Origin of the sequence: Mesorhizobium sp. M5C.F.Ca.ET.164.01.1.1, from assembly GCF_004792125.1 — a bacterium.
GTDB classification, from domain to species: domain Bacteria; phylum Pseudomonadota; class Alphaproteobacteria; order Rhizobiales; family Rhizobiaceae; genus Mesorhizobium; species Mesorhizobium wenxiniae.
In genome coordinates, this window is sequence record NZ_SRTG01000001.1 from 1442010 (window position 1) to 1460240 (window position 18231).

Below are 18231 nucleotides of genomic sequence, written 5' to 3' on the forward strand. Positions count from 1 at the left end.
TTTGTTCACCCCAATATGTAGTGTCGTGAACAGGTTTTCCACCGAGTATCCACAGGCGGGGAACAGGGTTTTGCACAGGCTGCGCGGCCGCCGTTAACTTTTGCGTGCCGCTTCGGCACAAGGTCGGCGTCGCGTCCATCGGTCGGCGCAGTCGCTGCACGAGCACCAGTGTGCCAGCAATGCAGAACGGATTGGTTCAAGACCCGTCCTCTCCCACGGCATAGCGCTTCAAAGTAGGGCCGACTTTCTGGATAATTTCGTCGTGGGAAAGGGCGACGACTGGCGGAAGCCGCAGCAGGTACCGGCACATCGCCAGACCCAGCAGTTGGCTCGAAACGAGCCCGGCCCGTCGACCCGCATCGGCGGGGTCAGAGACCGCCGCAACCACCGGCCTCACCTGGTTGCCAAATACGTCGCGCAATTTTTCCGCGGCGAATCCGTTCGACGTCGCCGAACGCAGCAGAATTGCCATGCCAGGACCGCTGGCCGGGCCTTCCCAGATTTCGAGAAAACGCCTGATCAGCGTTTCGCCGATGGTGTTTCGGTCGATCACCCGCAGTGCCGGCAATTGCAGATCGACGACCGCCGCCCTGGCGAACAGCTCGTCCTTGCTGCGGAAATAGCGGATCACCATGGCCGGATCGATCGAGGCTTGCGCCGCGACGTCGCGGATGGAGGCGCCGTCATAGCCGTGCTCGGCGAACAGGAGCCTCGCGGCCTCGAGGATTTGGGCGCGCGTGCGGTCCGACTTGCTGGGTTTCTTCGGCTGATTCTCGGTCATGAAGTTCATATGCCAACGGCCGTTGACAAATGCAATGGGTTCGGCTAGAAAGTCAACGATCGTTGACAAATGGAGAGAGAAATGTTGCCCGAAACTACGGAAGTCCTGATAATCGGCGCCGGGCCGACCGGCATGGCGCTGTCCATCGTGCTGCACCAGGCCGGTGTCGATCATGTTTTGATCGACAGGCTGGCGCAGCAGCTTCAGACGTCGCGGGCTGGCGTCATCCACGCGGAGACGCTGGAAACGCTGGAGCCGCTCGGCGTCACGCAGCGGCTGAGCGAGCTTGCCCTGAAGCTGCAGAATTTCGCCATCCGCGACCGCAATCGGGCGCTGCTCAAGCTCGATTTCAGCAAGCTTCCGTCAAGGCATCCCTATCTGATGATGCTGCCTCAGAACCTGACCGAGCAGGTGTTCGCCGAGCGGATCGCAGCCCTGGGCGGCGTGATTCATCGCACGGTCGAGGCCAAGGCCGTCGTTCAGGACGCTGACGGCGCACGCGTGACGGTGATCGAGAACGGCCGCGAGAAACCGATATCGGCACGCTACGTCGTTGGTGCCGACGGCATGCACAGCCTGGTGCGCAGGTCGAGCGGCATCGAGTTCGACGGCGCGGCCTATGACGCTTCGTTCGTGCTCGCCGATGTTCGTCTCGACTGGCCGGTTGGGCCGACCGAAGTGTCGCTGTTCTTTGCACCGGCCGGGCTGGTGGTGGTGGCGCCGCTCCCGGACGGATCGTACCGGGTCGTCGCAACAATGGATGACGCACCGGAAAAGCCTGAGATCGCCGACATCCAGGCGCTGCTCGACAGCCGTGGACCGACCAAAGAAAGAGCCCAGGTGCTCGATCTGTCGTGGAGCTCGCGTTTTCGCGTCCATCACCGCTTGGTCCGCTCGTACCGCAAGGACCGGTTGTTTCTCATGGGTGATGCCGCGCACGTGCACAGCCCGGCGGGAGGGCAGGGCATGAACACCGGCATCATCGACGCGGTCGTGCTTGGCCAGTTGCTTGGCGACGTGGTGAACGGCGTGCGCCCGGAAGCGGAGCTCGACCTTTACGAAACGCTGCGGCGTCCGGCGGCCGAAGAGGTGCTTGAACTAGCGGGCACGATGACCGACATGGCGCTTACCCGCAGTCCGGTGAAGCGGTTCGTCCGCAATCTCGTGCTTTCGGTGCTGAACCTCAATTCATTCCTGAGACGTCGCATCGCCTTGAAACTGTCAGGCCTCAGCCGGGCGCCGCTTGCCCGCCTGCCGGCACCGTCGCGCGAGCCGGGCCCGATCGCCCGGACCAAGCCTGCAGCCGAACCACGGCTGAAGCTTGTCGCCTGACAGCCGCAGCTACCCCAGCCTCGATCTTGGCCCTGTGGGCGTCGGGCCGGTGCATCAGTTATCGGCGAGGGGCACGACGCCTCAGGTGATGTACTGGCCGCCATTGGCGGAGATGGTCGAGCCGGTGATGAAACCGGCATCGTCGGAAGCGAGGAAGACGACGCAGCGTGCGATCTCTTCCGGCTCGCCGAGGCGGCCAACCGGGATCTGCGGGATGACGCGCTCGTTGAGCACCTTCTCATCCATCGCCCTGACCATCTCGGTGGCGATATAGCCGGGGCAGATGACATTGACGGTGATGCCGGCCCGCGCTCCTTCCTGGGCGAGCGCCTTGGTGAAGCCGATGTCGCCGGCCTTCGACGCCGAATAATTGACCTGGCCGGTCTGACCCTTCTGGCCGTTGATCGAGGAGATGGTGATGACGCGGCCGAACTTGCGGTCGCGCATGCCGCCCCACAGCGGGTGCGTCATGTTGAAGACGCCGGAAAGATTGGTGTCGACGACCTCTTTCCATTGCTCGCGCGTCATCTTGTGGAACATGGCGTCGCGGGTGATGCCGGCATTGTTGACCAGAACGGAAACCGGGCCGAGATCGGCCTCGATCTGCTTGATGCCGGCGGCGCAGGCATCGTAGTCGGCGACCGACCATTTGTAGACCGGGATGCCGGTCTCTGCCTTGAATTTCTGCGCCGCTTCGTCATTGCCGGCGTAGTTCGCGGCAACCTTGTAGCCGGCGGTTTTCAGGCCGATCGAAATCGCGGCGCCAATACCGCGCGACCCACCGGTGACGAGTGCTACCTTTGTCATGATGTCCTCCCTTTTATTCGTGAGCGGCGGACGCTGAACGCTCTAACGGCGATTGAGCCCCGTTCGCCACCGACTATTTCACGGCTTGCCTGGCACATGAACCCCGAAAATCGAAATCGATTTTCGGAAAGCTACAGCGTGCTTTGCGCGTCCCAAGGCTGTAGCTGCCTTCACAGTGTTTCCACGCACATGGCAACGCCCATGCCGCCGCCGATGCACAGCGTGGCAAGGCCTTTCCTGGCACTTCTGCGGCGCATCTCGTAGACCAGCGTGTTGAAGATGCGGGCACCGGAGGCGCCGATCGGATGGCCGATGGCGATGGCGCCACCATTGACATTGACGATGGACGGATCCCAGCCCATGTCCTTGTTGACGGCGCAGGCCTGGGCGGCGAAGGCTTCGTTGGCCTCGACCAGGTCGAGATCGCCGACCGACCAGCCGGCCTTGGCCAGCGCCTTGCGCGAGGCGGGAATAGGCCCGGTGCCCATGATCTGCGGATCGACACCAGCGGTCGCCCAGGACACGATGCGCGCCAGCGGCGTGATGCCGCGCTTTGCGGCTTCCGCTTCGGTCATCAGCAGCACGGCGGCGGCGCCGTCATTGATGCCGGAAGCATTGGCGGCGGTCACGGTGCCGTCCTTATCGAAGGCCGGTCTTAGCTTGGTCATGGCGTCGATCGTGGCGCCGTGGCGGATATACTCGTCCTGGTCGACAATGGTGTCGCCCTTCTTGCCCTTGACGGTGAAAGCCACGATCTCGTCCTTGAACTTGCCTGCCTTCTGCGCGGCCTCTGCCTTGTTCTGGGAGGCCAATGCGAGCCGGTCCTGGTCCTCGCGGGTAATCTGGAACTGGCGTGCGACGTTTTCGGCCGTGTTGCCCATGTGGTAGCCATTGAAGGCATCCCACAGCCCGTCCTTGATCATGGTGTCGATCATCTTGTAGTCGCCCATCTTGACGCCGGCACGCAGGTGTTGAGCGTGCGGGGCCAGCGACATCGATTCCTGCCCGCCGGCGACGATCACCTTGGCATCGCCGGCGGCGATCTGCTGCATACCGAGAGCAATAGCGCGCAGACCTGAGCCGCAAACCTGATTGAGGCCCCAGGCGGTGGTTTCCTTTGGCAGGCCGGCATTGATAGATGCCTGGCGGGCGGGGTTCTGGCCCTGAGCCGCGGTCAGCACCTGGCCGAGGATGACCTCGTCGACCTCTGCCGGCTCGACACCGGCGCGAGACAGCAGTTCCTTGATGACCACGGCACCAAGCTCATGCGCCGGGGTGGCAGCAAAGGCGCCGTTGAAGGAACCGACGGGCGTGCGCGCCGCACTGGCGACAACGATGGCAGCGGACATGTTCTTCTCCAGACTTCGAGGTATCGAGGTTTTTGGTATCGTCAGGGCTTTTCTTGCCCTTTCAATGATCCAAGTCAAACCGGAAATGGGCATGCCCGCCATGCGCCGCAAGCAGGTTGCGCTTTGTGGTGGAAACAGCCCGCCCATTGCTGCGCAGCATTTTTAGCCCGCTATGCAGCATTAATTGATCCCGCAGTGCACAAACCACTTGGAATTGCGACGCTTTTGCGCATATCCTTGAAAAGGCGCAATCGTTACCGGCAGCTTACTCAAGTGCGCCGGTGTCCTGGGAGGATGCTGATGGCCGCGAAAGACGAACCGATTATCATCAAGAAATATGCCAATCGCCGCCTCTACAACACCGGCACAAGCACTTATGTGACGCTCGAGGACCTTGCCGAAATGGTCAAGAAGGGCGAGGAGTTCACTGTCCAGGACGCCAAGACCGGCGACGACATCACGCATCCGGTGCTGACCCAGATCATCTTTGAACTGGAGAACAAGGAGGGGCAGAACATGCTGCCGATTCCGTTCCTGCGCCAGTTGATCGCCTTTTACGGCGACCAGATGCAGATGATCGTGCCGAGCTTCCTCGAGCAGTCGATGATCGCCTTCTCAAAGGAACAGGAACGCTTCCGCGAGCAGATGAAGGGGGCGTTGGGCAAGTCGCCGCTGGACATGATGAAGATCGCCACGCCGATCAAGGCACTGGAAGAGCAGACGCGCCGCAACATGGAGATGTTCCAGAATGCCATGCGGCTGTTCACGCCCTTCCCACCTGCAGCCTCGAATGGCTCTTCCGCAGCGCCAGCGGAGCCGGCCAGGAAAGAAACGTCGGATAAACCCGACGACCTTCAAGAGTTGAAGGAACAGATCGCCGCCATGCAGCGCAAGCTCGACACGATGTCGTGATCGCCGGCCGACTAAACCCGGCCGAAATCTCGCATCAGCAGACCGTGGCAGAACATCCGCCTCAATGAGGCTGAGAGCTCCGGCCACGCTATTTCGTCGTCACCGTCACCAGCGCGGTAACGGGTTTGCCGTCCACAAGAATGGGCTTGTGATGATCATCGGCAAGTAGGACGCCGATCACGTGCTTGCCGGCGGCATCCGGGCAATGGCCGAAACGACCCTTGATAAGGTCGCCGCCAAAGTCGCTGTTCATGCTGTTGTACGGCTTGCCGGGGATGTTGCAGGTGTCTCCGGCGGGATCGATCTTCATATACACGTGGCCGCATTGGCTGACGCCGTCGCATTCACCCGCTGGCAGCAGCGTGAAGTTGCTCCTGACGACGACGCCTATCGCCTTCTCGGGATCGTTACCGAGTTCGATGACCGAACCGGCCACCGGCCAGACGATTTCCAGAGTTGGCCGATCTTCGGCCTGGGCAGACCCGAGCGACAATAAGGAGAAAGCGAGGGCAGTCGTTGCGATGATGCGAAGCATGGTAACCTCCGTTGATATTGTAATCACTGATTACATATGATTCGCTTGGGCGCAAGAAAATAATCGGTGATTACATTTCGGCCTCATGCTACTGGGAAGGCATGACCAACACCACGGATTCCACCGAAGCCGCCAACCCCAAGCGCTATCATCACGGCAAACTGGTCGAGGCCTTGATCGCGGCCACCGTGGGGATCATCGAGGAACGCGGAGCAGAGCATGTGTCTGTGCGCGAGGCCGCAAAGCGTGCCGGCGTTTCGCCCGGCGCGCCATTCCGCCATTTTCGGTCGAAAACAGCACTGCTGACCGCGGTCGCCGAACAGGCGATGAACCGGCTGACCGAGGCCGTTGCCAATGCACAGTCCAAAGTCGACAGCGCAGATCCCATTGTGGCCTTCGAAGCAATCGGACAAGGCTATCTGGAATGGGCGATCAGCAATCCCACCCATTTCCAGATCATCAGTTCTCGAACGCTGATCGATTTCGATGCGTCGGATAGTCTTCGTGATCAGAATGAAGCCATTCGCCGGAAGATGATCGATCTGCTGACCCAAGCGCAACAGCAAGGTCGGCTCGCTCCGGACACCGACTTCGATCATCTGATGCTTGCCGCGCGCGCATTTGTCTACGGATTGGCACGCATGGCAATCGATGGTCATTTCCCGGAGTGGCATCCGTCCGAGCCGCCATCCCTCGCCGCGCGGAGAGCTCTCCACCTTTTCATGAGCCGGATGACGATTTCATCCAAAGCGCAATCTCAGGAGCACCCCGAAGTAGCTACCCGGGATCGCTGACAAACTGTTTACACACTGTCCGTCAGGCCACAACTTCGAGTGAGGGTGTCCTCATTCATGACAAAAATTTCATGTCAGCGCCAATCCGTGCCGCTGTTCTTGCGCCACACGAGACATATATGCTGCACTGCAATATGCTTGCGTTAGCACCCCACTGAAGGATCTCGCCTTGCCCAGCAGAAAAACCGCCATCGTCACCGGTTCCACCTCGGGCATCGGGCTGGCCATCGCCCATGCGCTCGCAGCGGAAGGGTGCAACATCGTCGTCAATTCCTTTTCCGACACGGCCGACGACCAGGCCATCACCGATGCGATCGCCAAACATCACGGCGTGAAGACCGCCTACATCAAAGCAGACATGTCGAAGCCGGCCGAATGCCGGGCGCTGGTCGCAAAGGCAGCCGAGACCTTCGGCTCGGTCGACATCCTGGTCAACAATGCCGGCATCCAGCATGTCGCGTCGGTGGAAGAATTTCCGATCGAGAAGTGGGACGCGATCATCGCCATCAATCTGTCGTCGGCCTTCCACACCATCGCCGCCGCGATCCCGCTGATGAAGCAAGCCGGCGGCGGCAGGATCGTCAACATCGCCTCGGCTCACGGGCTGGTCGCCTCGCCGTTCAAGTCGGCCTATGTCTCGGCCAAGCACGGCATCATGGGGCTGACCAAGACCGTCGCCTTGGAACTGGCGCGCGACAAGATCACATGCAACGCCATCTGCCCCGGCTATGTGCTGACGCCGCTGGTCGAGGCGCAGATCCCCGACCAGATGAAGGCGAACAAGATGGACCGCGACACTGTGGTCCGCGAGGTCATGCTCGAAAAGCAGCCGACCAAGGAATTCGTCACGGTCGAGCAAGTTGCCGCTGCCGCGGTGTTCCTGTGTTCGGATGCAGCAGCGCAGATCAACGGCACGCATATTTCGGTCGACGGCGGCTGGACCGCCTAGTGAATTTGCTGCGCGAAACAAATCTGGCCGACAAATCAAGGGCAACGCCATGACGACAAACGGCAAGGTGGAGGAGCCCAAGAAGATCAACGTCGCGCTGCAGGGCGGCGGCTCGCACGGCGCCTTCTCCTGGGGGGTGCTCGACCAGCTGCTGGAGGACGGACGGCTCGACATCGCGGCGGTTTCGGGCACCAGCGCCGGCGCGATGAACGCGGTGGCGCTGGCCGACGGCTTCGTCCGAGGCGGCGTCGAGGGGGCGCGGCAGAAGCTCGACGATTTCTGGCGCGCGGTGGCGCTGAAGGGCCGGTTCAGCCCGGTACAGCGCATGCCGTGGGACGTGGCCTGGGGCAACTGGTCGATCGAGAATTCGCCGGGCTATCTCTTTTTCGACACCATGTCGCGGGTGTTCTCGCCCTATGTTGCCAACCCGCTGGGTCTCAACCCGCTGCGCGACGTGATTGAACAGGAGATCGATTTCGGCAATGTGCGCTCCTGCAAGTCGATGGAGCTCTTCATCTCAGCGACCAACGTCGAGACCGGGCAGTTGCGCGTCTTTTCGGATGGCGAGATCGATCTCGACACGGTGATGGCGTCGGCCTGCCTGCCGCAGCTGTTCCGCGCTGTCGAGATCAAGGGAGTGCCCTACTGGGATGGCGGCTATGGCGGCAATCCGGCGCTATTCCCGTTCTTCAAGACGGCTGCCACTGAGGACGTGCTGTTGGTGCAGATCAATCCGGTGGTCCGCGAGGGAACGCCGAAGAGCGCCAACGAAATCCAGAATCGCATCGACGAGATCACTTTCAATGCCGGGCTGCTGCGCGAATTCCGTTCGATCGCCTTCGTCAAGGAGCTGATCGCCGCCGGCCGGTTGCCGCACGGCGAATACCGCGACATCCGCATGCACCGCATCGATGCCGACGAGGCGTTCAAGGATCTGTCGGCATCGTCCAAGGTCAATGCCGAATGGGCGTTCCTGACCTATCTGCGCGACCTTGGCCGCACTGCCGCGAGCGATTGGCTGGAGGAGAATTACGACGCCGTCGGGAAACGGCCGACGCTTGATCTCTCAGGCGAGCTCGACGACGGCTTCAAGCCGATGCGTGGTCCGGCACCGGGCCGGCGGGTCAAGGAGTTCCTCGCGGCCCGCAAGAAGCCCGAGGCAGCGCGTCGCCAAGCCTGAGGCGTTTTGGATTGTCAGCTTTTTTGCAAGGCCAGATCGATCACCTTGATCAGCGCGGCCGCCGCCTGCCGTTGCTCGTCCGGATCGCTGATACGCATCTTCATGCCATCCAGCCCGTCGAGCAGCATGTCGGCGAGCAGTTTTACCGACAAGCCCTTGGCGGTCAGGTCGACGCCATTGCGTCCGGCTTCGCTCTGGATCGCTGCGGCGATATGCTCGGCAAACCGGCCGCGCCAGCAGCCGATCAGATCGGCGAGGCTCGACTTCATGTCAAGGAGTTCGGCGCCATGCGGCGAGGCATTGACGGCCCGCGTCATCGAGATCAGTGCCTCGTCGATGGCCCGCATCGTGCGCTCGGCAAATGGTTCTTCGCCGGCGAGCGCCGTTTTCGCCTGCTCGAGCGAGCGGGAAAGCAGCATCAGCGCGATGGCGCGATAAATGTCGGTCTTATTCTTGAACTGGAGATAAAGCGCCGGCCGCGACATGTCGGCGGCACGCGCAATGTCGTCCATGGTGGTGCGAGCGAAACCATAGGCCAGAAACACCTTCAGCGCGCCCTCCAGAATGCGGGCGCGCTTGGGGTCGGTGGCGATGTCCTCGGACTCAATCATGCTGCAACCTTATCCTGCAAAAGCTCTGTTGACAAAATGACGTAATTTGTCAAGATGTAGGAAATGGCCGACCGGCCTTTCGCCTTGGGCTGCGGACGACAACAAAGGGTATCCCCATGCGCCTCACCGTCGACGGGCAGGCATTCGACATCAATGCCGATCCCGAAATGCCGCTCCTGTGGGCGCTGCGCGATCTCATGGGCAAGACCGGGCCGAAGTTCGGATGCGGCATTGCCGCCTGCGGCGCCTGCACGGTGCATGTCGATGGCCAGCCGGTGCGCTCCTGTTCATTGCCGGTCGGTGAGGTCACCGGCACGGTCACCACGATCGAAGGCATCGGCACCGAAGGCAGACTGCATCCGGTACAGCAGGCATGGCTGGAAGTGCAGGTCGCCCAATGCGGCTACTGCCAGGCCGGCCAGATCATGAGCGCGGTGGCGCTGCTCGACGAGGTTGCCGAGCCGACCGATGCCGACATCGACAATGCCATGGGCGGCAATCTCTGCCGCTGCGGCACCTACCCAAAGATCCGCGCGGCGATCAAACGAGCGGCCGTCCTCAAGACGGCGGGGATCTGACCATGGCCAGTCTCGGAAAGATCGCCCGCCGCACATTTCTCATCGGCGCGGCTGCCATCGCGGGCGGTGTCGCCGTCGGCTACTATTACTACCGCAAACCCTATCCGAATCCGCTGGAAGGCGATCTCGCCGCTGACGAAGCGACCTTCAACCCCTATGTGAAGATCGGCGCCGACGACACGATCACCATCATCGCGCCGCGTGCCGAGATGGGCCAAGGCATCTCGACGACGCTTGCCGCCTTGGTTGCCGAAGAGCTCGATGTCGGGCTCGATCAGGTCAAGGTCGAGCACGGCCCGGCCTCCTACGCCTATTACAACCCAGCGATCCTGGAAGAGGGCGGTCCGTTCGCCTTCTTCGACGAAAGCATGACGGAAATAGTGCGCGCCGGCATGGGCGTGGTCGGAAAATTCCTCGCCCTCCAAGGCACCGGCGGCTCGGCCTCGACGCGCGACGGTTTCGACAAGATGCGGCAGGCCGGCGCCGCTGCGCGGCAGATGCTGATTGCAGCGGCCGCGCAAAAGCTCGGTATAGCTGCTGCCGATCTGGAAACGGCCAATGGCTCGATCCTGCACAAGGCGTCGGGCAAGTCGCTGACCTATGGCGCGGTCGCCGCGACCGCTGCGACGATGGCGCCGCCCGCGGAAATCAGGCTCAAAGACAAAGCCGACTGGAAACTGCTCGGTAAACCGCAAAAACGCATCGACATGCCGGCCAAGGTCACCGGGGCGCCGATCTTCGGCATCGACGTGACCTTGCCGGACATGCTGTACGGCACGGTCAAGATGAGCCCGCGCTTCTGGGCCAAGCCGGTCAAGGCCGATTTCTCAAAGGCTGAGAAAATGCCTGGCGTGATCAAGATCGTGCCGATCGACACGAATTACGGCCACGGCTTCGGCATCATCGGCGAAAACACCTGGGCGGCGTTCAAGGCGGCGGAGGCGATCGACACCGAATGGGCCGATCCCGAATATCCGCTGGATAGCGCCGGCATTTCAGAGGTGCTGAAGCAGGCGCTCGGCACAAAAGGGTCGGTGATGCGCGACGATGGCGATGTCGATACCGCCTTCGCCGACGCGCCGCGCGAAAAGATCGTCGAGGCTGACTATGCGGTGCCTTATCTGGCACATGCGACGATGGAGCCGATGAACGCCACGGCGCGGTTGAAGGACGGCGCCCTAGACATCTGGTGCGGCAATCAGGCGCCGACCTTGGTGCGGCAGCTTTGCGCCAATGCTGTCGGCATCGAGCAGGACAAGGTCAGCGTCCACACCACCTTCATGGGCGGCGGCTTCGGCCGACGTGTCGAGGTGGATTATGCGCTCTGTGCCGCGCTGATGGCGAAAGAAACGGCAGGCCGGCCGATCAAGGTGATCTGGACGCGCGAGGAGGACATGCGCCACGACGCCTACCGGCCGGCTTCCGTCGGCAAATTCCAGGCGCGGCTTGGCAACGACGGCATGCCGGTTGCCGTCGACATGACAATCGCCTCGCCATCCCTGATAGCCAGCACCTTGCGCCGGCTGTTTCCCTCGATATCGCCGCTCGGGCCCGACAAGTCCATCGTCGACGGTGCCCATAACCAGCCCTATACGATCCCGAACTACCGGGTGACCGGCGTCGCCGCACCCGTCTCGATCCCCGTCGGCTCGTGGCGATCGGTCGGCAGTTCGATCAACGGTTTCTTCCATGAAGGATTTCTGGACGAGATCGCAGTCGCCGGGAAAACCGACCCGGTCGATCTGCGCAAGAAGCTGATGGCTGCCTATCCGGCAGCGGTGAAGGTGGTCGAGAAGGTCGCCGAAATCGCGAAATGGGGCGAGACGCTGCCCGCCGGCAAGGCCAAGGGCATCGCGTTCACGCAGTCTTTCGGCAGTTGGGTCGGCGAGATCGTCCAGGTCGCCGACACGCCGTCCGGAATTCGCATTGAGAAGGTATGGATCGCCGCCGATGTCGGCACCGCACTCGATCCTGATATCATCGAGGCGCAACTCATCTCCGCCGCCGTCTATGGCCTGTCGGCGGCGATGGGTCAGGAGATTACTTTCGCCGGCGGCATGGTCGAACAGTCGAATTTCCACGATTACGATGCGATGCGCATCCTCCAGTGCCCGGCGTTCGAAGTCGCTATCCTGGAGAATTTTCACAAGATGGGCGGCGTCGGCGAAGTCGGCACGCCGCCGGCGGCACCGGCACTCGCCAACGCCATCTTCGCACTGACAGGCAAGCGCATCCGGACACTGCCCTTGTCGAAGGAAGTGACCTTTGCATGAAATATTCCCATCATGCTGACAGCTGCTGCCATGCTGTTTCGATGGCGCTTTCGCGCCGCAAAGGAAAGCCTGGCAACGGCACCGATGACGGTTGATGCAGCCAAGGGCTTGCCCGAGGAACGCGGTCTTTTCGGATCCGCGCTGCGCCGACTGCTATGTCGCAGACGGACGGCTGCGCTGGTCCGCGGCGCCTCATGGCGGCGGGCGCATCCTGCCCAGCGAAGTATTACCCATCAACTTTTCTGACTATGTTGCGGTGCAACTTTGATGTAAAAGCTCATTCGCCGATCACGGCAAGTTGAACACGGCCTTGCGCGCACCCATATCGGCGACGCGCCCGAGTTAGAAGACGCGGCCTGGCCGAACCCCGCGCACTGGAAAAACGACGATGCCGAAATACAGGTTTCACAAGCTTGCAGCCATTGTTGTGCTTGTCGGGTTCGCTGCATGGATGGTGACGGGCGAGTTCTCGTCCGTCGGCAGCGCGGCCGCCGACAACGAACCCAAGGCGGGGGAGGTCGAGCAGCCAAAAGCGGCTGACGCCGGCAAGGCCAAGCCCAGTGAGGCAGAACAGACCAAGGCGCCCCTGCGCACCGTCGCGACCATAACTCCGCCCAGGCGTACCTATGCGCGCGCCATCCGGATTTCCGGACTGACCGAAGCCGACAAGCGCGCGGTCCTGGCGACGCGCGTCGCCGGCGTCATCGACAACCTGCCGGTCAAGCAGGGACAGCGCGTCAAGACCGGCGACCTCGTGCTGATGCTGGCAGCCGAGGAAAAGCTTTCGGCGGTCAGCAACGCCAAGCAGCTTCTGGTTCAGCGTCAGGCCGAACTCGATGCGGCGTTGCGGTTGGCGAAAACCGGCAATCTGCCCAAACTGCAGCTCGACACGGCCCGCTCCAACCTGACGCTGGCCCAGTCGCAACTGGAAGCCGCGCAAGCCGAGCTTGACCGCAACGAAGTGAAGGCGCCCTTCGACGGCGTCATCGACCGAGTGCCGGTGGAGCTTGGCAGTTCCGTGATGCAGGGCGGCGAAGTGGCGACCATTCTGAGCCTCGATCCGGTGATCGCCCGCGGCGAGGTCAGCGAACGCGATCTCGGCTATCTGAAGATCGGCGACAAGGCGAATGTACGGTTGGTCAGCGGCCAGAATGTCGAGGGCACCGTGCGCTATATCAGCCGCGACGCCTCGTCCGCCACCCGCACCTTCCGCGTCGAGATCGCAATCCCCAACCCCGAGGGCACTATTCCGGCCGGGATGACCGCCGAGATCGCGCTGAGCGCCCAGCCGACCGACGCCGTCATTCTGCCGCGCTCCGTGGTGACGCTCGGCGACAAGGGCGACCTCGGCATCCGCGCCGTCGACAAAGACGACAAGGTCGTGTTTTTCCCGATCGACCTGGTCGACGACACGCCAACCGGCCTGGTGCTCGGCGGCATTCCTGCCGAAGCGCGCATCATCGTCGCCGGCCAGGAACTGGTGAAGGAAGGCGAAGTGGTCAAGCCGGTCGAAGCCGACCAGGCGACCATCCAGAAGCTGTTGGGCGAAGCGACGGCCGGGACGCAGTAATCATGGATATCGTCAAACTCGCGATCAACAATGCCCGGCTGACCATTTCGGTTCTGGTGTTCCTCATCCTTGCGGGTGCGGTCGCCTATCAGTCGACACCGAAGGAAGCGGAACCAGACGTTCCGATTCCGATGATGTATGTCAGCTTGATCTATCAGGGCATCTCGCCCGAGGATTCGGAACGCCTTCTGCTGCGGCCGATGGAAGCCAAGCTGAAAAGCCTCAAAGGTCTCAAGGAGATGCGTTCGGCCGCCTTCCAGGGCGGCGGCTATGTGCTGGTCGAATTCCAGCCGCAGACGGATCTGGCGACGGCCTTGCAGGACACACGCAGCAAGGTCCAGGACGGCAAGGCCGACCTCCCGCAGGCGGCCGAGGAGCCTGTGGTCACCGAAGTCAACATCTCCGAGTTCCCCGTTCTTGTGGTGACGCTGTCAGGCGAGGTGCCCGAGCGCATGCTGACAGCTGCGGCGCGCGAATTGCGCGACCGCATCGAGGAGGTGCCCGGCGTGCTGGAAGGCGCGCTGCAAGGTGCGCGCGACGATCTCGTCGAAGTCGTCATCGATCCGATGAAACTGTCTTCCTATGGGCTGCAGCTCGAGCAGCTGATCGGTGCGGTCGGCGATTCCAACAGCCTTGTCGCCGCCGGCAACATCGAAGGATCCGAGGGCAAATACGCGGTCAAGGTGCCGTCGCTGATCGAGACGCCGGAGGACGTGGCGGCGCTTCCGATCGTCGCCGGCCCCAATGCCGTGGTGCAGGCCAAGGATATCGCCACCGTACGCTCCACCTTCAAGGACGCCGAGACGGTGACCCGTCTCGACGGCAAGCCGGCGATCGCCATCGAGGTGAAGAAGCGCATCGGCTCCAACCTGATCGACACGATCGCCCAGGTGAGGGCCGTGTCCGATGCCTTCATAAAAACCATGCCGGAAGGTATGCACGTCACCTACACGCAGGACAAATCGGTCTTCGTCAACCAGTTGCTCGGCGATCTGCAGAATCACGTCATGATCGCCGTGATCCTGGTGTTCATCGTCATTCTCTACGCGCTCTCGGGCCGTGCATCGCTGCTGATCGGACTGGCCATTCCATCGTCCTTTCTGATCGGCATTCTGCTGTTGGCCATGATGGGCTACACGATCAACATGATCGTGCTGTTCAGCCTCATCCTGGCGGTCGGCATGCTCGTCGACGACGCCATCATCGTCACCGAATTCGCCGAGCGGCGCATGAGCGAAGGCATGCCTAAGGCAGAGGCTTTCGCCCTTGCCGCCAAACGCATGGCCGGTCCGGTCATCGCCGCGACGATGACGCGCATCGCCGCCTTCTCGCCGTTGCTGTTCTGGCCGGGCATCATAGGTGACTTCATGAAATACATGCCGATCACGCTGATCGTCACGCTCTCGGCCTCGATGCTTTATGCGCTGGTCTTTGCGCCGGCGCTGGGCGCCTTGTTCGCCAAGGCGCCGCCGCATCACGAGAATGACAACCGCGACGGCTGGTACATGGCCGTGGTCAAGCAGGCGGTGCGCTTTCCCATCACCGTGCTTCTGCTCACCGTCGGCCTTTTGATCGGTGTCGGCTTTGCCTATTCGAAATACGGCGCCGGCGTCGAGTTCTTCCCGAACGTCGAGCCTGACTACGGCCTGCTGTATGTGCACGCCCGCGGCAACCTTTCGCTCGCCGAAATGGATGCCGCCACGAAGACCGCCGAGAACCGACTTCTTGGCTGGCCAGGCGTGAAATCGGTCTATACCCGTGTCGGCAAGACGCAAGGCGGCGGCCAGGACATTCCTGAAGACGTGGTCGGCGTGATCAATTACGAGTTCATCGACTGGCGCGAGCGCAAATCGGCGAACGCGATCCTGGACGAATTGCGCGGCGTCATGGCCGGCATTCCCGGCGTCGATGTCGAGGTTCGCGTGCCCGAGGCCGGCCCGCCCACCGGCAAGCCGATCCAGATCAGGCTTTCGGCCGTCGACCCGAAAGGTCTCGACGACAAGGCGCGCGCCGTCGCCGCCCGCATTGCCAAGGTGCGAGGCGTCATCGATATTTCAGACGGCCTGCCGCCACCCGGCGTCGACTGGGCGCTCGACGTCGATCGCGCCAAGGCGGCGCAATACGGCATCAGCCCGACCTCGGTCGGAACGGTGGTGCAACTGGTGACGAACGGGCTGAAGCTCAGTGAATACCGGCCAGCCGGTGCTGACGACGCCGTCGACATCAGGCTGCGCCTGCCCGAGGACCGGCGCACGCTGTCAACGCTCGACGACCTCAGGGTGCAGACTTCGCAAGGGTCGGTGCCAATCTCGAATTTCGTCGCGCGCAAGCCCGAGCCGACGGTTGGCATCCTCAACCGCATCGACGGCGCGCGCACCGTGGTCGTCCAGGCCAATGTCGCCGCCGGTGCGCAGGTCGCGGCCGTCCAGCAAGAGGTCACCCAGGCTGTCGCCGACATGGATCTCGGCAGCGGCATACGCTGGAAGCTTGCCGGCTCGAACGAGGACAGCGCCGAAGCCAGCGCTTTCCTGAGCAAAGCCTTCGGTGCGGCGATCTTCCTGATCTTTCTGGTGCTTCTGATGCAGTTCAACAAGTTCACCAGCGTCTGGCTGGTGCTGTCCTGCGTGGTCATGGCGACGGTCGGGGTGTTCCTGGGGTTGCTGTTGACAGGAGAGGCGTTCGGCATCGTCATGTCGGGCATCGGCGTCATTGCGCTGGCCGGTGTGGTGGTGAACAACAACATCGTGTTGATCGACACCTATGACCGGCTGCGCGAAGAGGGCTGGGACAAGATGGACGCGGTTCTGCAGACCTGCCGCGAACGTGCCCGCCCGGTTGTGCTGACAGCGGTGTCGGCGATCCTCGGCGTGCTGCCGATCGCTTTCGGCCTCGGTCTCGAAATCTTCCATCACGAGACAACGATCAACGCGCCGTCGACACAATGGTGGATTTCACTGTCGTCGGCGATCGTCTTCGGCCTGTCCTTCGCCACCTTGCTGACGCTGGTGGTGACACCGTCGATGCTGATGGTGTTCACGCGTAGTAAGAACAGCCGCTTCTATGCATTCTTCCGTCGGGTGTTCCGGCGCGGCAAGACAGTCGGTGCGACTGTAGAGACCTCCGCAAGACAGGGCTCGCTTGACGAGCCGGCAATCGCCTTCCCGAAGGCCGCCGAATAGGCCAACTTTGCTTGGAGCGCCGCGCGTATTCTGAACGCGCAAAGAAAAGGCCGCCGGGAACAACCCAGCGGCCTTTTGCATTGTCCTGTCATGCAACACCTCAAAGCGGGGAGTTTCTCATGACGCTCAGCACCATTCTCGTCATCATTCTGATCCTCATTCTGATCGGCGCGGTGCCGGCATGGCCTCATTCGCGTTCCTGGGGTTATGGTCCCTCCGGCATCGTCGGCGTCATCCTGATCGTGCTGCTGGTGTTGCTGCTGATGGGCAGGATTTGACCCGGAGTTTGGTGCGCTACAAGGTACAGCGCTGCGCGCCTTCTGAGGGCGCAGCGCTGTAGCATTTGATTTTCGCTTTGGTCCTTTCCGAGCCTTCGGTTCGGATCATCCGTTGGGTAGTGACCACTTTCCGTTTTCAGGCAGCTTTCGAAACGCCATCAATCGTGGCCACACCGATAGCGTCGAGAGCTTCTGCCACCGCCCTATCCAGCGGCGTATGCGGGATTGTGCCGATGATGCCTTCCAGCCTTGCCGAGACCAGCCGGTGCGGTTCGAAGCGCAGATAGGACATCGAGACGAGCTCGCGCCACATCGCCACGAACGGGCTGCCGGCGCGCAGCACCCACCACGGCATCGACGTCAGTTTCAGCGTGCGCCCGAGCGCTTTTTCCGCGGCCGCCTTGATCTCGAGATCGGTAGCGGCGTGGCCGGGAAAGTTCAGCGCTTCGTAGGCGCCGAGCTTGTCGAGATTCTCGGCTAGCCCGACGAACGCCTTGGCCAAGTCCGGAAGGTAGGCCCATTCATGCACGAGATCTGCCGGCCCGGGAGCGGTATAGACGCCCTTGTCCATCTTGGCGGCGACGATCAGATCGAACCACGCTCCGCTGCCGGTTCCGCCGAAGAAATCGCCGGCCCGGAGCAGAATGGTGCGTACTCGGCCCGCTTCGGCCTCACGGCGAAAGAGGTCTTCCATGGCGACGCGGATGCGGCCCTTTTCGGTCGTCGGGTGGAACGGCGTGTCTTCGGTGATGACCGCCGGCATCGGCGAGCCGTAATTGTAAACGTTGCCCGGAGCGAGGTGCAATGCGTCGTTCGCCCGGCACGCGGCCATGACGTTCTCGGCCATCGGCAGGCACTTGCCCCAGTCGGTGTAGATCGGGTTGAGGCCGTTGAAGATGATGTCGACGCCTTCGGTGGCGCGGATAAGCGCTTCGCGATCGAGGCCGTCGCCGGCGACGGCGGTGGCGCCTGCCGGTTCTGCCGGGATCTTGCCGCTGCGGGTGATGGCGCGGACATCATAGCCAGCGTCGATGAAGGCCTTGGCCACCACGCGGCCGAGCCGGCCATTGGCACCCAGAATTGCGATCTTGGTCATTTTTCGT

Annotated in this window: 17 protein-coding genes; 11 read left to right on the forward strand and 6 right to left on the reverse strand. The window is 62.3% G+C overall.

Annotated features, from left to right (window positions below; translation table 11 throughout):
- Nucleotides 1–196: 196 nt before the first annotated feature.
- The gene (locus EN807_RS06960) at nucleotides 197–955 is read right to left on the reverse strand and encodes a TetR family transcriptional regulator (RefSeq protein WP_246684023.1); all 759 of its coding nucleotides are present in this window, start codon (nucleotides 953–955) and stop codon (nucleotides 197–199) included.
- Here EN807_RS06960 and EN807_RS06965 point away from each other — a divergent pair.
- Nucleotides 914–2113, forward strand: coding sequence for an NAD(P)/FAD-dependent oxidoreductase (locus EN807_RS06965; protein WP_246684024.1), 1200 nt, complete (start codon nucleotides 914–916; stop codon nucleotides 2111–2113). The two genes, EN807_RS06960 and EN807_RS06965, sit on opposite strands and share 42 nt — an antisense overlap.
- 81 nt (nucleotides 2114–2194) lie before the next feature.
- Here EN807_RS06965 and phbB read toward each other — a convergent pair whose 3' ends face one another.
- A complete protein-coding gene (gene phbB, locus EN807_RS06970; RefSeq protein ID WP_065011280.1) occupies nucleotides 2195–2920 on the reverse strand; it encodes an acetoacetyl-CoA reductase in 726 nt (241 codons plus the stop codon).
- A 170-nt stretch (nucleotides 2921–3090) separates the two neighbouring features.
- On the reverse strand, nucleotides 3091–4269 hold the full coding sequence (locus tag EN807_RS06975) for an acetyl-CoA C-acetyltransferase (RefSeq protein ID WP_127314211.1): 1179 nt from the start codon (nucleotides 4267–4269) through the stop codon (nucleotides 3091–3093).
- Here EN807_RS06975 and EN807_RS06980 point away from each other — a divergent pair.
- Together EN807_RS06980 and phaR are read left to right on the forward strand one after the other, a co-directional pair.
- Entirely contained in the window at nucleotides 4256–4435 is a 180-nt protein-coding gene (locus tag EN807_RS06980; protein ID WP_135934396.1) for a hypothetical protein, read from the forward strand. The two genes, EN807_RS06975 and EN807_RS06980, sit on opposite strands and share 14 nt — an antisense overlap.
- A gap of 134 nt (nucleotides 4436–4569) precedes the next feature.
- The gene (gene phaR, locus EN807_RS06985) at nucleotides 4570–5181 is read left to right on the forward strand and encodes a polyhydroxyalkanoate synthesis repressor PhaR (protein WP_127211363.1); all 612 of its coding nucleotides are present in this window, start codon (nucleotides 4570–4572) and stop codon (nucleotides 5179–5181) included.
- Nucleotides 5182–5269: 88 nt separating this feature from the next.
- On the opposite strand, the gene EN807_RS06990 is transcribed toward phaR, so the two are convergent.
- Nucleotides 5270–5716, reverse strand: coding sequence for a hypothetical protein (locus EN807_RS06990; protein WP_135934397.1), 447 nt, complete (start codon nucleotides 5714–5716; stop codon nucleotides 5270–5272).
- Nucleotides 5717–5817: 101 nt separating this feature from the next.
- Here EN807_RS06990 and EN807_RS06995 point away from each other — a divergent pair, with 101 nt between their 5' ends.
- The 3 genes from EN807_RS06995 to EN807_RS07005 all read left to right on the forward strand — a co-directional run bounded on the left by EN807_RS06995 (nucleotide 5818) and on the right by EN807_RS07005 (nucleotide 8639).
- Nucleotides 5818–6510, forward strand: coding sequence for a TetR/AcrR family transcriptional regulator (locus tag EN807_RS06995; protein ID WP_135934398.1), 693 nt, complete (start codon nucleotides 5818–5820; stop codon nucleotides 6508–6510).
- Between the two features lie 154 nt (nucleotides 6511–6664).
- On the forward strand, nucleotides 6665–7459 hold the full coding sequence (locus EN807_RS07000) for a 3-hydroxybutyrate dehydrogenase (protein WP_164891654.1): 795 nt from the start codon (nucleotides 6665–6667) through the stop codon (nucleotides 7457–7459).
- Between the two features lie 49 nt (nucleotides 7460–7508).
- Nucleotides 7509–8639: a patatin-like phospholipase family protein gene (locus EN807_RS07005; protein WP_135934399.1), complete on the forward strand. Its 1131-nt coding sequence runs from the start codon at nucleotides 7509–7511 to the stop codon at nucleotides 8637–8639.
- Nucleotides 8640–8653: 14 nt separating this feature from the next.
- Here EN807_RS07005 and EN807_RS07010 read toward each other — a convergent pair whose 3' ends face one another.
- Nucleotides 8654–9250: a TetR/AcrR family transcriptional regulator gene (locus EN807_RS07010; protein WP_065011284.1), complete on the reverse strand. Its 597-nt coding sequence runs from the start codon at nucleotides 9248–9250 to the stop codon at nucleotides 8654–8656.
- A 116-nt stretch (nucleotides 9251–9366) separates the two neighbouring features.
- On the opposite strand from EN807_RS07010, the gene EN807_RS07015 reads away from it, so the two are divergent.
- From EN807_RS07015 to EN807_RS07035, 5 genes are all read left to right on the forward strand, one after another.
- Nucleotides 9367–9828: a (2Fe-2S)-binding protein gene (locus EN807_RS07015; RefSeq protein ID WP_127314217.1), complete on the forward strand. Its 462-nt coding sequence runs from the start codon at nucleotides 9367–9369 to the stop codon at nucleotides 9826–9828.
- Nucleotides 9829–9830: 2 nt separating this feature from the next.
- Nucleotides 9831–12101 (forward strand): xanthine dehydrogenase family protein molybdopterin-binding subunit, encoded by a 2271-nt coding sequence (locus EN807_RS07020; RefSeq protein ID WP_135934400.1) that lies wholly within the window; start codon nucleotides 9831–9833, stop codon nucleotides 12099–12101.
- A gap of 388 nt (nucleotides 12102–12489) precedes the next feature.
- Nucleotides 12490–13671, forward strand: coding sequence for an efflux RND transporter periplasmic adaptor subunit (locus tag EN807_RS07025; protein ID WP_135934401.1), 1182 nt, complete (start codon nucleotides 12490–12492; stop codon nucleotides 13669–13671).
- A gap of 2 nt (nucleotides 13672–13673) precedes the next feature.
- Nucleotides 13674–16850, forward strand: a complete 3177-nt coding sequence (locus EN807_RS07030) for an efflux RND transporter permease subunit (protein WP_135934402.1) — start codon at nucleotides 13674–13676, stop codon at nucleotides 16848–16850.
- Nucleotides 16851–16969: 119 nt separating this feature from the next.
- On the forward strand, nucleotides 16970–17128 hold the full coding sequence (locus EN807_RS07035; protein ID WP_036267059.1) for a DUF3309 family protein: 159 nt from the start codon (nucleotides 16970–16972) through the stop codon (nucleotides 17126–17128).
- Between the two features lie 136 nt (nucleotides 17129–17264).
- Here the strand turns inward: EN807_RS07035 and EN807_RS07040 are convergent, their stop codons facing one another.
- Nucleotides 17265–18224, reverse strand: a complete 960-nt coding sequence (locus EN807_RS07040) for an SDR family oxidoreductase (RefSeq protein ID WP_135934403.1) — start codon at nucleotides 18222–18224, stop codon at nucleotides 17265–17267.
- Nucleotides 18225–18231: the final 7 nt, after the last annotated feature.

Bases quoted from the DNA above. Each gene is read 5' to 3' on its own strand.
- EN807_RS07025 (WP_135934401.1), top strand. From the start codon at position 12,490: ATGCCGAAATACAGGTTTCACAAGCTTGCAGCCATTGTTGTGCTTGTC.
- EN807_RS06990 (WP_135934397.1), bottom strand. From the start codon at position 5,716: ATGCTTCGCATCATCGCAACGACTGCCCTCGCTTTCTCCTTATTGTCG.
- EN807_RS07030 (WP_135934402.1), top strand. From the start codon at position 13,674: ATGGATATCGTCAAACTCGCGATCAACAATGCCCGGCTGACCATTTCG.
- EN807_RS06980 (WP_135934396.1), top strand. From the start codon at position 4,256: ATGGCAGCGGACATGTTCTTCTCCAGACTTCGAGGTATCGAGGTTTTT.
- EN807_RS06975 (WP_127314211.1), bottom strand. From the start codon at position 4,269: ATGTCCGCTGCCATCGTTGTCGCCAGTGCGGCGCGCACGCCCGTCGGT.
- phaR (WP_127211363.1), top strand. From the start codon at position 4,570: ATGGCCGCGAAAGACGAACCGATTATCATCAAGAAATATGCCAATCGC.
- EN807_RS07010 (WP_065011284.1), bottom strand. From the start codon at position 9,250: ATGATTGAGTCCGAGGACATCGCCACCGACCCCAAGCGCGCCCGCATT.
- EN807_RS06960 (WP_246684023.1), bottom strand. From the start codon at position 955: ATGATCGACACCGGCCTGGTGCAGCACGATGGACAGCGCCATGCCGGT.
- EN807_RS06995 (WP_135934398.1), top strand. From the start codon at position 5,818: ATGACCAACACCACGGATTCCACCGAAGCCGCCAACCCCAAGCGCTAT.
- phbB (WP_065011280.1), bottom strand. From the start codon at position 2,920: ATGACAAAGGTAGCACTCGTCACCGGTGGGTCGCGCGGTATTGGCGCC.
- EN807_RS07020 (WP_135934400.1), top strand. From the start codon at position 9,831: ATGGCCAGTCTCGGAAAGATCGCCCGCCGCACATTTCTCATCGGCGCG.
- EN807_RS07035 (WP_036267059.1), top strand. From the start codon at position 16,970: ATGACGCTCAGCACCATTCTCGTCATCATTCTGATCCTCATTCTGATC.
- EN807_RS07015 (WP_127314217.1), top strand. From the start codon at position 9,367: ATGCGCCTCACCGTCGACGGGCAGGCATTCGACATCAATGCCGATCCC.
- EN807_RS07040 (WP_135934403.1), bottom strand. From the start codon at position 18,224: ATGACCAAGATCGCAATTCTGGGTGCCAATGGCCGGCTCGGCCGCGTG.
- EN807_RS06965 (WP_246684024.1), top strand. From the start codon at position 914: ATGGCGCTGTCCATCGTGCTGCACCAGGCCGGTGTCGATCATGTTTTG.
- EN807_RS07005 (WP_135934399.1), top strand. From the start codon at position 7,509: ATGACGACAAACGGCAAGGTGGAGGAGCCCAAGAAGATCAACGTCGCG.